The organism is Streptomyces sp. NPDC056479 (genome assembly GCF_042795335.1).
Taxonomy (GTDB): domain Bacteria; phylum Actinomycetota; class Actinomycetes; order Streptomycetales; family Streptomycetaceae; genus Streptomyces.
In genome coordinates this window covers 232,987-246,901 of the sequence record NZ_JBHTRZ010000013.1, presented here as the reverse complement: position 1 = coordinate 246,901, position 13,915 = coordinate 232,987, and the positions used below count along the sequence as shown (strand labels likewise).

The 13,915-nt window shown below is 66.0% G+C and carries 24 protein-coding genes; 1 reads left to right on the top strand and 23 read right to left on the bottom strand.

Going from position 1 to position 13,915, the window contains the following annotated elements; genetic code table 11:
• Nucleotides 1–181: 181 nt before the first annotated feature.
• Nucleotides 182–994 carry a hypothetical protein gene (locus ACFQ6S_RS40530; RefSeq protein ID WP_383420681.1) on the top strand — a complete coding sequence of 271 codons (813 nt, stop codon included), beginning with the start codon at nt 182–184 and terminating at the stop codon, nt 992–994.
• A 16-nt stretch (nt 995–1,010) separates the two neighbouring features.
• Here the strand turns inward: ACFQ6S_RS40530 and truA are convergent, their stop codons facing one another.
• From truA to rplP, 23 genes are all read right to left on the bottom strand, one after another.
• Nucleotides 1,011–1,871 (bottom strand): tRNA pseudouridine(38-40) synthase TruA, encoded by an 861-nt coding sequence (gene truA / locus ACFQ6S_RS40525; RefSeq protein WP_383420679.1) that lies wholly within the window; start codon nt 1,869–1,871, stop codon nt 1,011–1,013.
• A gap of 140 nt (nt 1,872–2,011) precedes the next feature.
• A complete protein-coding gene (rplQ, locus tag ACFQ6S_RS40520; protein ID WP_383420677.1) occupies nt 2,012–2,515 on the bottom strand; it encodes a 50S ribosomal protein L17 in 504 nt (167 codons plus the stop codon).
• Nucleotides 2,516–2,600: 85 nt separating this feature from the next.
• Nucleotides 2,601–3,623 (bottom strand): DNA-directed RNA polymerase subunit alpha, encoded by a 1,023-nt coding sequence (locus tag ACFQ6S_RS40515; protein ID WP_003966937.1) that lies wholly within the window; start codon nt 3,621–3,623, stop codon nt 2,601–2,603.
• A 147-nt stretch (nt 3,624–3,770) separates the two neighbouring features.
• Entirely contained in the window at nt 3,771–4,175 is a 405-nt protein-coding gene (rpsK, locus tag ACFQ6S_RS40510; RefSeq protein WP_003956432.1) for a 30S ribosomal protein S11, read from the bottom strand.
• A gap of 70 nt (nt 4,176–4,245) precedes the next feature.
• On the bottom strand, nt 4,246–4,626 hold the full coding sequence (gene rpsM / locus ACFQ6S_RS40505; protein ID WP_331265693.1) for a 30S ribosomal protein S13: 381 nt from the start codon (nt 4,624–4,626) through the stop codon (nt 4,246–4,248).
• A gap of 184 nt (nt 4,627–4,810) precedes the next feature.
• The gene (gene rpmJ / locus ACFQ6S_RS40500) at nt 4,811–4,924 is read right to left on the bottom strand and encodes a 50S ribosomal protein L36 (protein ID WP_003998809.1); all 114 of its coding nucleotides are present in this window, start codon (nt 4,922–4,924) and stop codon (nt 4,811–4,813) included.
• A 58-nt stretch (nt 4,925–4,982) separates the two neighbouring features.
• Nucleotides 4,983–5,204, bottom strand: a complete 222-nt coding sequence (infA, locus tag ACFQ6S_RS40495; RefSeq protein WP_003948620.1) for a translation initiation factor IF-1 — start codon at nt 5,202–5,204, stop codon at nt 4,983–4,985.
• A 183-nt stretch (nt 5,205–5,387) separates the two neighbouring features.
• Nucleotides 5,388–6,224 carry a type I methionyl aminopeptidase gene (map, locus tag ACFQ6S_RS40490; RefSeq protein WP_383420674.1) on the bottom strand — a complete coding sequence of 279 codons (837 nt, stop codon included), beginning with the start codon at nt 6,222–6,224 and terminating at the stop codon, nt 5,388–5,390.
• A 141-nt stretch (nt 6,225–6,365) separates the two neighbouring features.
• Nucleotides 6,366–7,028 carry an adenylate kinase gene (locus ACFQ6S_RS40485; protein WP_383420672.1) on the bottom strand — a complete coding sequence of 221 codons (663 nt, stop codon included), beginning with the start codon at nt 7,026–7,028 and terminating at the stop codon, nt 6,366–6,368.
• Nucleotides 7,028–8,344 carry a preprotein translocase subunit SecY gene (secY, locus tag ACFQ6S_RS40480; protein ID WP_383420670.1) on the bottom strand — a complete coding sequence of 439 codons (1,317 nt, stop codon included), beginning with the start codon at nt 8,342–8,344 and terminating at the stop codon, nt 7,028–7,030. The genes ACFQ6S_RS40485 and secY overlap by 1 nt, the downstream gene beginning before the upstream one ends.
• Before the next feature lie 245 nt (nt 8,345–8,589).
• Entirely contained in the window at nt 8,590–9,045 is a 456-nt protein-coding gene (gene rplO / locus ACFQ6S_RS40475) for a 50S ribosomal protein L15 (RefSeq protein ID WP_093824865.1), read from the bottom strand.
• A gap of 2 nt (nt 9,046–9,047) precedes the next feature.
• Nucleotides 9,048–9,227 (bottom strand): 50S ribosomal protein L30, encoded by a 180-nt coding sequence (gene rpmD / locus ACFQ6S_RS40470; protein ID WP_052580766.1) that lies wholly within the window; start codon nt 9,225–9,227, stop codon nt 9,048–9,050.
• Entirely contained in the window at nt 9,227–9,832 is a 606-nt protein-coding gene (gene rpsE, locus ACFQ6S_RS40465) for a 30S ribosomal protein S5 (protein ID WP_015658456.1), read from the bottom strand. The genes rpmD and rpsE overlap by 1 nt, the downstream gene beginning before the upstream one ends.
• Nucleotides 9,833–9,873: 41 nt before the next feature.
• Nucleotides 9,874–10,257, bottom strand: a complete 384-nt coding sequence (rplR, locus tag ACFQ6S_RS40460) for a 50S ribosomal protein L18 (protein ID WP_190073610.1) — start codon at nt 10,255–10,257, stop codon at nt 9,874–9,876.
• Between the two features lie 3 nt (nt 10,258–10,260).
• Nucleotides 10,261–10,800: a 50S ribosomal protein L6 gene (gene rplF, locus ACFQ6S_RS40455; protein WP_383420666.1), complete on the bottom strand. Its 540-nt coding sequence runs from the start codon at nt 10,798–10,800 to the stop codon at nt 10,261–10,263.
• Nucleotides 10,801–10,824: 24 nt separating this feature from the next.
• Nucleotides 10,825–11,223, bottom strand: a complete 399-nt coding sequence (gene rpsH, locus ACFQ6S_RS40450) for a 30S ribosomal protein S8 (RefSeq protein WP_007384075.1) — start codon at nt 11,221–11,223, stop codon at nt 10,825–10,827.
• A 213-nt stretch (nt 11,224–11,436) separates the two neighbouring features.
• Nucleotides 11,437–11,622 (bottom strand): type Z 30S ribosomal protein S14, encoded by a 186-nt coding sequence (locus ACFQ6S_RS40445; protein ID WP_003948630.1) that lies wholly within the window; start codon nt 11,620–11,622, stop codon nt 11,437–11,439.
• 5 nt (nt 11,623–11,627) lie between these two features.
• Nucleotides 11,628–12,185, bottom strand: a complete 558-nt coding sequence (gene rplE, locus ACFQ6S_RS40440; RefSeq protein WP_383420664.1) for a 50S ribosomal protein L5 — start codon at nt 12,183–12,185, stop codon at nt 11,628–11,630.
• The gene (gene rplX / locus ACFQ6S_RS40435) at nt 12,185–12,508 is read right to left on the bottom strand and encodes a 50S ribosomal protein L24 (protein ID WP_266823214.1); all 324 of its coding nucleotides are present in this window, start codon (nt 12,506–12,508) and stop codon (nt 12,185–12,187) included. The genes rplE and rplX overlap by 1 nt, the downstream gene beginning before the upstream one ends.
• Before the next feature lie 2 nt (nt 12,509–12,510).
• A complete protein-coding gene (rplN, locus tag ACFQ6S_RS40430) occupies nt 12,511–12,879 on the bottom strand; it encodes a 50S ribosomal protein L14 (protein WP_003992364.1) in 369 nt (122 codons plus the stop codon).
• A 104-nt stretch (nt 12,880–12,983) separates the two neighbouring features.
• Nucleotides 12,984–13,268, bottom strand: a complete 285-nt coding sequence (rpsQ, locus tag ACFQ6S_RS40425; protein WP_147995162.1) for a 30S ribosomal protein S17 — start codon at nt 13,266–13,268, stop codon at nt 12,984–12,986.
• Entirely contained in the window at nt 13,268–13,492 is a 225-nt protein-coding gene (gene rpmC / locus ACFQ6S_RS40420; RefSeq protein ID WP_003998824.1) for a 50S ribosomal protein L29, read from the bottom strand. The genes rpsQ and rpmC overlap by 1 nt, the downstream gene beginning before the upstream one ends.
• Nucleotides 13,492–13,911 carry a 50S ribosomal protein L16 gene (rplP, locus tag ACFQ6S_RS40415; protein WP_030967307.1) on the bottom strand — a complete coding sequence of 140 codons (420 nt, stop codon included), beginning with the start codon at nt 13,909–13,911 and terminating at the stop codon, nt 13,492–13,494. The genes rpmC and rplP overlap by 1 nt, the downstream gene beginning before the upstream one ends.
• Nucleotides 13,912–13,915 lie beyond the last annotated feature (4 nt).

Here is a 13,915-nt window from a genome sequence, read left to right as displayed (position 1 = left end):
TTACGGAATGTCACCGCGACATATTCACACGCGCCTCACAACTCAACCCGTCTCTCACATCACAAGACAATCACGTTTCGCTCGCATTCTTGCTCAAACGGTTTTGATCCTGGCGTTGGCCGGTTGTGATACCGCATCGTCCGATGCGACGGAACACTCGGTTCCGCAGGCTCGGGAGCTCGTGGACATCCGCAGCCGGATCCTCACGTACACGGCCGACTTCGCACCCGACGACCCCTACACCCCGCCGAGCGAGAGCCGGCTGGAGGAACTGGCGCACGGCGTCGGGCGCCTCCTGGACGGCGACGCTGCGGAGGCGGAACGGCTGCTCGCCCCGCTCGGCCTGGGCGTCACCCGCCTCACCGACACCGACTCCGGTCGCCGCTACGACGAGATCGCCGCCCTACGCCCGAACGGCGAGGCCGCGCGCTGGGGCCGCCTCTACCTGACCGCGGACTCCGACGTGCGCTGGAACGTCCAGGTGCCGCACCCGGTGTCCGACCGCGACACCGAGGCACTCGGCGTCCGGCTCCTGGAGAACACCCCCTCGGGCGCCCTGGTGGTGGCCGGCGCCCATCGCCGGGCCGGCCGCTCGGACGCCGCGGACGTCGCCCACCGCGAGGACAGCGCCTTCCACACCATCGTCGTCGAACTGCAGAAGCGCGGGGTGCCCGGCCTCCAGCTCCACGGCTTCGGCGAGTCGGACGGGCGCCCCTACGAGGCCGTCGTCTCCGGCGGCTCGGCCCAGAGCACGTCCCGCGAGGCCACAGGGCTGGCCGACCGACTGGAGGCGGACGGGCTGCGGGTCTGCCGGGGCTGGTCGGCACGCTGCCCGCTGGAGGGCACCACGAACGTCCAGGGCATGTCCGCCGAGCGCCGGCACGCCGGCTTCCTGCACGTGGAACTCGCCCCCGACGCCCGGGACGACGGCCCCGACTCCGACGAGACCGCGGACGCCCTCGGCGATCTCCTGAGGAACTGGTCGACCGACTGAGACCTCCCGGCCCCGCTCAGCAGCAGCCGGCCGGCCCGGGCAACGACCGCTTGTTCCGCGCCTCCTTGTTCCGCGCCGCGAGCAACTCGTCGGCGGGGTACCCGACCTCTTCGAGAGTCAGCCCATGCGGCCGTACGACATGCACGGCGGAGTCCCTGACACCCGCGGCGAGCACCTTGCCGGGCCAGTCGGCGGGCCGGTGCCCGTCCCCCACGAACAGCAGCGCCCCGATGAGCGAGCGCACCATGTTGTGGCAGAAGGCGTCGGCCCGCACGGTGGCGGTGACGATCCCGTCGTCCCCCCGCACCAGGCTCAGCTCCTGCAGCGTGCGGATGGTGGTGGCCCCCTCCCGCTTCTTGCAGTAGGCGGCGAAGTCGTGCTCACCGAGCAGCCGTTGGGCCGCCTCGTTCATGGCGTCGACGTCGAGCGGCCAGTCGTGCCAGAGGACGTGGTTGCGCAGCAGCGGGTCGACGCCGCCGGGGTTGTCCGTGACGCGATAGGCGTAGCGCCGCCAGATCGCCGAGAACCGAGCATTGAACCCACTGGGCGCCTCCCGCAGCGCCCACACCCGCACGTCCTTCGACAGCCGCCCGGCAAGCCGCTTGAGCAGCTTCTCGTGATGCTCCCGCCAGACCGCCTCCGGCAGATCGACATGCGCCACCTGCCCGCGAGCGTGCACGCCGGCGTCGGTACGCCCGGCGACGGTCAGCTCGTACGTCGTGCCGCCCGACCGCGTGACGGTCCGCAGTGCGTCCTCGATCTCCCCCTGCACGGTCCGCCGCCCACCGGCCTGCTTGGCCCAGCCGGAGAACTCGGTCCCGTCGTACGACAGATCGAGGCGCACACGCACATACCCGGGCTCTACTTCGTCACTCACACAGAGATCCTCTCAGCAACACAAAAGCGGGCCCGCCCCTCGAAAGGAACGGGCCCGCAATCGCCCAAAGGGGCGCGGGGAACTGCGCGACAAGCCACGACGGTGCCGCAGCCGCAAACCGAACAGCCCCCGGCAGACGCTTACGCGTCCTTCGACTCCTCGGCAGCCTCATCGGCCTGAGCCTCGGCAGCCTCGTCGGCCTTGGTCGTGTCGACCTTGACCTCGGCGTCCTTGGCAGCGCGCTTCGTCGCGGCCTCGGCCTCGCCAGTGGCCTCCTGAGCGACCGTCAGAGCCTCGACCAGCTCGATGACAGCCATGGGCGCGTTGTCGCCACGGCGGTTACCGATCTTGGTGATACGGGTGTAGCCACCCGGACGGTTCTCGTAGCGCGGGCCGATCTCGGTGAAGAGCGTGTGCACGATGCTCTTGTCCGTGATGACCTGCAGCACCTGGCGGCGGTTGTGAAGGTCGCCCTTCTTCGCCTTGGTCACCAGACGCTCGGCGTAGGGCCGCAGACGGCGGGCCTTCGCCTCGGTGGTGGTGATACGGCCGTGCTCGAAGAGCGCCTTCGCGAGGTTCGCGAGGAGCAGCTTCTCGTGCGCGGCACTGCCGCCCAGACGGGCACCCTTGGTGGGCTTCGGCATTGTTCTTCTCCTGTGTGTCTGCCCCGGCCGTATCAGGTACCGGGGTCAGGAACCCGATGAGCGGATGCTCACCGGCAACGACCGATCAGTACTGCTCGGTCTCCACGAAACCCGCGTCCGCGTCGTCGTCGGCGCCGAAGGCGTCGGCAGCGGCCGTGGGGTCGAATCCGGGCGGGCTGTCCTTCAGGGCCAGGCCCATGCCGGCCAGCTTCGCCTTGACCTCGTCGATGGACTTCGCACCGAAGTTACGAATGTCGAGGAGGTCGGCCTCGGAACGAGCCACGAGCTCACCCACGGAGTGGATGCCCTCGCGCTTGAGGCAGTTGTACGACCGAACGGTGAGCTCCAGCTCCTCGATCGGCAGCGCCAGATCGGCGGCAAGGGCGGCGTCCGTGGGGGACGGGCCCATGTCGATGCCCTCGGCGTCGATGTTCAGCTCGCGGGCGAGACCGAACAGCTCGACCAGGGTCTTACCGGCGGAGGCCATGGCGTCACGCGGACGCATCGCCTGCTTGGTCTCGACGTCGACGATCAGCTTGTCGAAGTCGGTGCGCTGCTCGACACGCGTGGCCTCGACCTTGTACGTGACCTTGAGAACCGGCGAGTAGATCGAGTCGACCGGGATGCGCCCGATCTCCTGACCGACCTGCTTGTTCTGCACGGCGGAGACGTAACCGCGGCCACGCTCGACCGTGAGCTCCATCTCCAGCTTGCCCTTGCCGTTCAGCGTGGCGAGGACGAGGTCGGGGTTGTGCACCTCGACACCGGCCGGGGGCGCGATGTCGGCGGCGGTGACCAGGCCCGGACCCTGCTTGCGCAGGTACATCACGACCGGCTCGTCGTGCTCCGAGGAGACGACCAGCTGCTTGATGTTGAGGATCAGGTCGGTGACGTCCTCCTTGACGCCCGGCACGGTGGTGAACTCGTGCAGCACGCCGTCGATGCGGATGGACGTGACCGCCGCACCCGGGATCGAGGACAGGAGGGTCCGGCGAAGAGAGTTGCCGAGGGTGTAACCGAAGCCCGGCTCCAGCGGCTCGATCACGAACCGGGAGCGGAACTCGTCGACGACCTCTTCGGTCAACGAGGGACGCTGAGCGATCAGCATGTGTGGATCAGATCCTTCTTTCGTGGACGCCCGCTATTTGACGCCCGACGGAAACCGCGCCCATGAAAGCGCGGGTACTGCAAGGGTACGGGCGGTACGGCCCTTACGGACCGTACCGCCCGGCACCCGAGACCTACCGGCCGTGCGTCAGACGCGACGACGCTTCGGCGGGCGGCAGCCGTTGTGCGGGGTCGGGGTGACGTCCTGGATGGAGCCGACCTCGAGACCGGTCGCCTGAAGCGAACGGATCGCGGTCTCACGACCCGAACCCGGACCCTTCACGAACACGTCGACCTTGCGCATGCCGTGCTCCTGGGCGCGGCGGGCAGCCGACTCGGCGGCCATCTGCGCGGCGAACGGCGTGGACTTCCGGGAGCCCTTGAAGCCGACGTGGCCGGCGGAGGCCCAGGAGATCACGTTGCCGGACGGGTCCGTGATGGAGACGATCGTGTTGTTGAACGTGCTCTTGATGTGCGCGTGGCCGTGAGCGACGTTCTTCTTTTCCTTGCGGCGCACCTTCTTGGCAGCGCCCTGACGACCCTTGGGGGGCATCTACAAACTCCTACGGGGAGGTGGTCGGTCCTACAGCGAAGACCGCTGATGAAGCGTTGTCCGCTGCGGACTACTTCTTGCCCGGCTTCTTCTTGCCGGCGATGGCGCGACGCGGGCCCTTGCGGGTGCGGGCGTTGGTGCTGGTGCGCTGACCGCGGACCGGCAGACCTCGGCGGTGACGCAGACCCTGGTAGCAACCGATCTCGACCTTGCGGCGGATGTCGGCCTGGATCTCACGACGGAGGTCACCCTCGGTCCTGATGTTGTTGTCGACGTACTCACGAATCGCGACGAGCTGCTCCTCGGAGAGGTCGCGAACGCGGGTGTTCGGGTCGACGCCGGTCGCAGCCAGCGTCTCCTGCGACAGGGTCCGGCCGATGCCGAACACGTAGGTGAGGGCGACCTCCACGCGCTTTTCGCGCGGGATGTCAACACCGGAAACGCGTGCCATTCAATGGCTCCTGGTGATCTTCGGAGGTCTTCCACAGAATCGAATCCCAGCCGCCGTACCAGGTACGAACTGGGTCCCCGGCCTCCGAACCGGGGGTGTCAGGCAAACGCCTGGATCCTGCGTATGAACATATTCAGCTCGCGTCGCGCGAAGTACTGCGAATGCAGATGAGGCGGTTTTGCGATCAGCCCTGGCGCTGCTTGTGGCGCGGGTTCTCGCAAATGACCATGACCCGACCGTGACGGCGGATCACCCTGCACTTGTCGCAGATCTTCTTGACGCTCGGCTTGACCTTCATTGGTGAGGTTCTCCGGGTCAGTGCCATCACCCCGGGAAGCCCGGGGCGCGGGCAAGATCTACTTGTACCGGTAGACGATCCGGCCACGCGTCAGGTCGTACGGAGACAACTCCACCACGACCCGGTCGTCAGGGAGGATGCGGATGTAGTGCATACGCATCTTGCCGCTGATGTGTGCCAGGACCTGGTGGCCGTTCTGGAGCTCGACCTTGAACATGGCGTTCGGCAGAGACTCAACGACAGTGCCCTCGATCTCGATGGCACCTTGCTTCTTGGCCACGCTTCGCCCTTCGGAATCGACTACCTTGATCAGCTCTCGTGACACATTCACACCGCTTGCGAGCGCATGCGGACATGCGGGTACACGAGAGCCGACGAGTCAGTCTACGTCAGCGCACCCGGAAAGACGAATCGGGGAAGTCTGCCCAGACAGGCAGATCATTAAGCGCCGGGGAGGGCGGACTCAGGCCAGCGGATCCGGAGCGGCGACGATGCCGTGCTCCGCCAGCTTCGCCTTGCCGCCGTCGGGAGCGGTGAGCACCAGGGGCCCTTCATCGGTCAGCGCAACTGAGTGCTCCCAGTGCGACGACCAGGTCCCGTCCGTCGTGATGACGGTCCAGTCGTCCGACAGGACCTCGGTCTTGGGCGTACCCAGCGACACCATCGGCTCGATCGCGAGGCAGAAGCCGGAGACCAGCTTCGGGCCCTTGCCGCGGCGCTTCTCTACGTAGTTCAGCAGATGCGGGTCCATGTGCATCTCGGTGCCGATGCCGTGACCGCCGTAGTCCTCGATGATCCCGTACCGGCCGCCGCCCGGCTTCGGCTGGCGGCGGATGTACGTCTCGATGGCACGGGAGACATCGACGAGCCGGTTCCCCTGCTTCATCGCCGCGATGCCGGCCCACATCGACTCCTCGGTGACCCGGGAGAGCTCGATCAGCTCCGGAGCGTGACCGGAGCCCACGAACGCGGTGTAGGCGGCGTCGCCGTGCCAGCCGTCGATGATCGCGCCGCAGTCGATGGAGATGATGTCGCCGTCCTTGAGGACGACGTCCTCGGACGGGATGCCGTGGACGACGACGTCGTTCACGGAGGTGCAGATCGTCGCGGGGAAACCGCCGTAGCCGAGGAAGTTCGACTTGGCGCCGTTCTCGGCGAGCACCTTGCGGGCGACCTCGTCCAGATCCTTGGTGCTGGCCCCGGGCACCGCGGCCTCGCGCGTGGCCGCGTGAATGGCGGCTACGACCAACCCCGCCTCACGCATCTTGGCGATCTGCTCGGGGGTCTTGATCTGCACCATGGGCACGGGCGCCTTTCCTGGGCCGGATAGAGGGGACTGCTTCAACCATAAGGGCGGAGCAGGTCCGCCCCGCTCCACGCAGCAGCCGCGGCCCCCTCAGAGGGAACCGCGGCCTGAGCTACGTATGAGCTGCGAAAGCTCCTACTTGCCGTCCTCGTCACGCTTGAGCGCCTCCATGGCGCGAGCCGTGACCTCCTCGACCTTGCCCAGCGCGGAGATGGTGACGACCAGTCCCTGCGCCTTGTAGTAGTCGATGATCGGCTCGGTCTGCGTGTGGTAGACCTCCAGCCGCTTGCGGACGGTCTCCTCCGAGTCGTCGTCCCGCTGGTACAGCTCGCCGCCGCAGACGTCGCAGACGCCTTCCTTCTTCGGCCGGCTGTACGTGACGTGGAAGACGTGGCTGGAGTCCTTGCGGCAGATCCGCCGCCCGGCGATCCGCTTGACGACCTCTTCCTCGGGGACCTCGAGGTCGAGCACCGCGTCCAGCTTCATGTTCTCGGACTGGAGCATCTCGTCGAGCGCCTCGGCCTGGGACACATTGCGCGGGAAGCCGTCCAGCAGGAAGCCGTTCTCGGCGTCCGGCTTCTCCATGCGGTCCTTGGCCATCCCGATGGTGACCTCGTCCGGCACCAGGTTGCCCGCGTCCATGTAGGACTTCGCGAGCTTCCCGAGCTCCGTCTGCTGGCTGATGTTGGCGCGGAACAGGTCGCCCGTGGAGATGTGCGGAATCGACAGGTTCTTGGCGAGGAACGCGGCCTGCGTTCCCTTGCCGGCACCCGGCGGCCCGACGAGGACGATACGCATCAGCGGAGGAACCCTTCGTAATTGCGCTGCTGGAGCTGGCTCTCGATCTGCTTCACCGTCTCCAGGCCCACACCCACGATGATCAGGATGCTGGTCCCGCCGAAGGGGAAGTTCTGGTTTGCCCCGAAACCAGCCAACGCCATCGTCGGCACGAGAGCGATCAGACCCAAGTACAGCGAGCCCGGCCAGGTGATCCGGTTGAGCACGTAGGAAAGGTACTCAGCGGTCGGTCGGCCAGCCCGGATGCCCGGGATGAAGCCACCATACTTCTTCATGTTGTCCGCGACTTCCTCGGGGTTGAACGAGATGGCCACGTAGAAGAACGCGAAGAAGACAATCAGGAAGAAATACAGAGTGATGTGCACCGGAGCGCCCGTGTCCGCCAGGTTTTGTGTGACCCAGGTCGCCCAACCGGACTGCTGGTCGCTGGAGAACTGCACGATCAGCGCCGGAATATAGAGCAGCGACGACGCGAAGATGACGGGAATCACGCCCGCCTGGTTCACCTTGAGCGGGATGTACGTCGACGTACCGCCGTAGGAACGGCGGCCGATCATGCGCTTGGCGTACTGCACCGGAATTCGGCGCTGCGCCTGCTCGACGAAGACGACGAGACCGACCATGACCAGGCCCACGGCGATGACGGTGCCGAACTCGATCCAGCCGTCGGCCAGGTCACCCTGCTGCTTGATGGCCCACAGGGCGGACGGGAAGGTCGCGGCGATCGAGATGAACATCAGGATCGACATGCCGTTGCCGATACCGCGGTCGGTGATGAGCTCGCCGAGCCACATGACGACGGCCGTACCGGCGGTCATGGTGATGACCATGGTGATGGTCTTGAAGATCGACTGGTCCGGGACGATCTGGCCGGCGACCGGGCAGCCCTGGAAGAGCGCGCCGCTGCGGGCGGTGGCCACCAGGCCGGTGCCCTGCAGAATGGCGAGCGCCACGGTCAGGTAGCGGGTGTACTGAGTGATCTTGGCCGTACCTGCCTGGCCCTCCTTCTTGAGGGCTTCCAGGCGCGGGATCACGACGGTCAGCAGCTGGAGAATGATGCTCGCCGTGATGTACGGCATGATGCCGAGCGCGAAGATCGTGATCTGAAGCAGTGCGCCGCCGCTGAACATGTTGACCAGACCGAACAGACCAGTGTTGGTGCTCGCCTGGTCGATACAGGTCTGGACGGCCGAGTAGTCGACGCCAGGGATAGGTACGTGTGTACCGATCCGGTACACCACGATGATGGCGAGAGTGAAGAGCAGCTTCTTGCGCAGGTCGGGCGTCTTGAACGCCCGGGCGAACGCGGTGAGCACGGTGCCTCCTGCGACCCCCGCGCAACTGCGTCAAGGGTGACGGTCTTGAGGTTCGACTAATAGGAACGACTTAGCTAACGGTCAACTGCCGCTCAGAGTGCCCCACAAGAAGCACCCAGTAAAAGTGGGCAGTGCAGGCCACCTTACCGGCGAGACCGCCCCCCTTGGAACGACCAACCGGGGATACCCCATTTGTGGGGTATCCCCGGTCGGGATCGCTCAAGTCATCGAGACGCCTGAATCGTTCAGACGAGCTCGGTGACGGTACCGCCGGCGGCGGTGATCTTCTCCTTGGCGGAGCCGGAGACGGCGTCGACCGTCACCTGCAGCGCCACGGAGATCTCGCCCTGGCCGAGCACCTTGACGAGGCTGTTCTTGCGAACGGCACCCTTGGCGACCAGACCCTCGACGGTGACCTCGCCACCCTCGGGGTACAGCGACGCCAGCTTGTCGAGGTTCACGACCTGGAACTCGGTCTTGAACGGGTTCTTGAAGCCCTTCAGCTTCGGAAGACGCATGTGGAGGGGCATCTGGCCACCCTCGAAGCGCTCCGGAACCTGGTAACGGGCCTTCGTACCCTTGGTACCACGACCGGCCGTCTTACCCTTCGACGCCTCACCACGACCGACACGGGTCTTGGCGGTCTTGGCGCCGGGGGCCGGACGGAGGTTGTGGATCTTCAGCGGGTTGTTCTCCGCCATGATCAGACCTCCTCAACCGTCACGAGGTGGCGGACGGTGTGCACCATGCCGCGGAACTCGGGGCGGTCCTCCTTGACGACCTGCGTGTTGATCCCCTTGAGACCAAGGGAACGCAGGGTGTCACGGTGGTTCTGCTTGCTGCCGATGTACGACTTGACCTGCGTGATCTTGAGCTGTGCCATTACGCACCAGCCCCGGCACGCGCACGCAGCAGAGCCGCGGGAGCGACGTCCTCGAGCGGCAGACCGCGGCGGGCCGCGACCTCCTCGGGACGCTGCAGGCCCTTCAGGGCCTCCACGGTCGCGTGCACGATGTTGATCGCGTTGTCGGAGCCGAGCGACTTCGACAGGATGTCGTGGATACCGGCGCACTCGAGCACGGCACGCACCGGGCCACCGGCGATAACACCGGTACCGGGCGACGCGGGCTTGAGCAGAACGACGCCGGCAGCCTTCTCACCCTGGATCGGGTGCGGGATGGTGCCCTGGATACGGGGGACCTTGAAGAAGTGCTTCTTGGCCTCCTCAACACCCTTGGCGATGGCGGCCGGCACCTCCTTGGCCTTGCCGTAACCGACACCCACGGTGCCGTCACCGTCGCCCACTACGACGAGCGCAGTGAAGCTGAAGCGACGACCACCCTTCACAACCTTGGCGACACGGTTGATCGCGACAACGCGCTCAACGTAAGCGGTCTTCTCGGCGGCAGCTGCGCCGCCGTCACGGCCCTTCCGGTCCCGCCGCTCGCCGCCACCGGCACCGCCACCGCGGCGCTGGGGTCCAGCCATTGGAATTACCTCTCTCTGTTTCCGCTAGCTACGGAAGCGGCTCAGAACTTGAGCCCGGCTTCGCGGGCGGCGTCCGCCAGGGCAGCGATGCGCCCGGCGTACTGGTTGCCACCACGGTCGAATACGACGGCCTCGACGCCGGCAGCCTTGGCGCGCTCGGCGACCAGGGCACCGACCTGCTTGGCCTGCGCGGACTTGTCGCCCTCGGCACCGCGGATCGAGGTGTCCAGGGTGGACGCCGACGCAAGGGTGTGACCCTTGATGTCGTCGATCACCTGGGCCACGATGTGGCGGTTCGAGCGGGTAACGACCAGACGCGGACGCTCCGCCGTTCCGTTGATGTGCTTACGGATCCGGATGTGGCGGCGCTTGATCGCGGCGCGCTTGTAGGCGTCGCCCTTGAGGATCTTCTGTCCGTATGCCATGGCTTACTTACCCGCCTTTCCGACCTTGCGGCGGATGACTTCGCCCTCGTACTTGACGCCCTTGGCCTTGTACGGGTCGGGCTTGCGCAGCTTGCGGATGTTGGCCGCAACCTCGCCGACCTTCTGCTTGTCGATGCCCTCGACCGAGAAGTGGGTCGGGTTCTCCACCTTGAAGGTGATGCCCTCGGGGGCCTCGACGGTGATCGAGTGGCTGTAGCCGAGCGCGAACTCGAGGTTCGATCCCTTGGCTGCAACGCGGTAACCGACACCGCTGATCTCGAGCTTCTTCACGTAACCCTGGGTCACGCCGGTGATCATGTTCGCCACCAGCGTGCGGGACAGGCCGTGCAGGGCCTTGTTCTGACGCTCGTCGTTGGGGCGGGTGACGTTGAGCACGCCGTCCTCACCCTTGGCGATCTCGATCGGCGCCACGACGGTGTGAGTCAGGGCGCCCTTGGGGCCCTTGACCGAGACCGTCTGGCCGTCGATGGTGACGTCCACGCCGGCGGGAACCGCGATGGGGAGCTTGCCGATGCGCGACATAGCTGTTTCCTCCGTTCCCTTCCGCTACCAGACGTAGGCGAGAACTTCTCCGCCTACGCCCTTCTTGCCGGCCTGCTTGTCGGTGAGGAGCCCGTGGGACGTGGAGATGATCGCCACGCCGAGGCCGCCGAGCACCTTCGGCAGGTTGGTGGACTTCGCGTAAACCCGGAGACCGGGCTTGGAGATCCGCTTGATGCCCGCGATGGAGCGCTCACGGTTGGGGCCGAACTTCAGCTCCAGGACGAGGTTCTTGCCGACCTCGGCGTCCTCGACCTTCCAGCCCGTGATGAAGCCCTCCTGCTGGAGGATCTCCGCGATGTGCGACTTGATCTTCGATGCCGGCATCGTCACGGAGTCGTGGTATGCCGAGTTCGCGTTCCGCAGACGCGTAAGCATGTCTGCGATCGGATCAGTCATGGTCATGAATTGGCCTTCGGCCTCTCTCGCCGGGGTTTCCTGGTGCGCCATCCCTCTCCCCGATCCGAGACGGGACGGGTGCGGCGCGGTGGACCTACGGCGTAGTAAGTCGTACGGGCGACCGTCAGGCGCCCAACCCTCCAAGCCTAAGCCATGAAGGGGAGGGCACCTGACACGCCCATTGCTTACCGAGAGCCTCTGGAATCCCTAAAAGCGGGACTACCAGGAGCTCTTGGTCACGCCCGGCAGCTCGCCACGGTGAGCCATCTCACGAAGGCACACGCGGCACAGGCCGAACTTGCGGTACACGGAGTGCGGACGGCCGCAGCGCTGGCAGCGGGTGTAGCCACGCACACCGAACTTGGGCTTGCGAGCAGCCTTGGCAATCAGAGCCTTCTTCGCCATCTCGCTCACGCCTCCTTGAACGGGAAGCCGAGGTGACGAAGGAGCGCGCGGCCCTCAGCGTCGTTGGTCGCCGTGGTCACCACGGTGATGTCCATACCCCGGGTACGGTCGATCTTGTCCTGGTCGATCTCGTGGAACATGACCTGCTCCGTGAGACCGAAGGTGTAGTTGCCCCGGCCGTCGAACTGCTTGGGGGACAGACCACGGAAGTCGCGGATGCGCGGCAGCGCGAGCGACAGGGTGCGGTCCAGGAACTCCCACATGCGGTCGCCACGGAGGGTGACATGGGCACCGATCGGCTGACCCTCACGCAGCTTGAACTGCGCGATGGACTTGCGGGCCTTGGTGACGGCCGGCTTCTGACCGGTGATCGTGGTGAGGTCGCGGATGGCGCCCTCGATCAGCTTGGAGTCGCGGGCGGCGTCGCCCACACCCATGTTGACCACGATCTTGACGAGGCCGGGAACCTGCATGACGTTCTCGTACTTGAACTCGTCACGCAGCTTGCCCGCGATCTCCTCGCGGTACTTCTGCTTCAGACGCGGGCTGGTGGTGGTCGTCATCAGATGTCCTCACCCGTCCGCTTGGCAACGCGAACCTTGTTGCCTTCGTCGTCGAAGCGGTAGCCGACACGCGTGACGACCTTGTTGCCGTCCTTCTCAACGACCAGCTGGACGTTGGAGACGTGGATCGGCGCCTCGGTCGTGACGATGCCGCCGGCCTGCGAACCCTTGGCGGTCGGGCCGGCCTTGGTGTGCTTCTTGACCCGGTTGACACCCTCGACCAGGACGCGCTCGTCGCGCGGGTAAGCGGCAATGACCTTGCCCTGCTTGCCCTTGTCCTTACCGGTGATGACCTGAACCAGGTCGCCCTTCTTGATCTTCATGCTTACAGCACCTCCGGAGCCAGCGAGATGATCTTCATGAACTTCTTCTCGCGCAGCTCACGCCCGACCGGGCCGAAGATGCGGGTGCCGCGAGGGTCGCCGTCGTTCTTGAGAATGACGGCGGCGTTCTCGTCGAAGCGGATGTACGAGCCGTCCGGACGGCGGCGCTCCTTGACGGTGCGAACGATGACCGCCTTGATGACGTCACCCTTCTTCACGTTGCCGCCGGGGATCGCGTCCTTGACGGTGGCGACGATGACGTCACCGATGCCCGCGTAGCGGCGACCGGAGCCACCGAGCACACGGATGCAAAGGATTTCCTTCGCACCAGTGTTGTCGGCGACGCGCAGTCGCGACTCCTGCTGGATCACGTCTATCTCCTGTTTGTCTGCCGGTTCCCGGGGCGGGGCCGTCTGTTACGGCGGCCCCGTCCCGAGCCTGGCGGAACTGACCTGCGGGATTTGCCCCGCAGGAATTACTTGGCCTTCTCGAGGATCTCGACGATGCGCCAGCGCTTGGTCGCCGACAGCGGACGCGTCTCCATCAGGAGGACGCGGTCGCCGACGCCGGCAGCGTTCTGCTCGTCGTGCGCCTTGAGCTTGTTCGTACGGCGGATGACCTTGCCGTACAGCGCGTGCTTCACACGGTCCTCGACGGCGACGACGACGGTCTTGTCCATCTTGTCGCTGACGACCAGACCCTCACGGGTCTTACGGAAGCCACGGGCTTCTGCGTTCTCAGTCACGTTGCTCTCGCTCATCAGGCGCTCTCCACCGTCTCGATGCCCAGCTCGCGCTCACGCATCAGGGTGTAGATCCGCGCGATGTCCTTACGGACGGCCTTGAGCCGACCGTGGTTCTCGAGCTGACCCGTCGCCGCCTGGAAGCGGAGGTTGAACAGCTCTTCCTTGGCTTCGCGGAGCTTCGCGAGAAGCTCCTCGTCACCCAGTTCGCGCAGCTCGGACGCCTTGGTACCGGCCGACATCACGCTTCACCTGCCTCGCGCTTGACGATCCGGCACTTCATCGGCAGCTTGTGGGCGGCGCGAGTCAGGGCCTCACGGGCGATCTTCTCGTTGGGGTACGACAGCTCGAACATCACGCGTCCGGGCTTGACGTTGGCGATCCACCACTCCGGAGAACCCTTACCGGAACCCATGCGGGTCTCGGCAGGCTTCTTGGTGAGGGGACGGTCCGGGTAGATGTTGATCCAGACCTTGCCACCACGCTTGATGTGACGCGTCATGGCGATACGAGCGGCCTCGATCTGACGGTTCGTCACGTACGCCGGGGTGAGCGCCTGGATGCCGTACTCGCCGAACGCAACCGTCGTGCCACCCTTGGCAGCGCCGGAGCGCTTCGGGTGGTGCTGCTTGCGGTGCTTGACCCTACGGGGGATCAGCATTTCG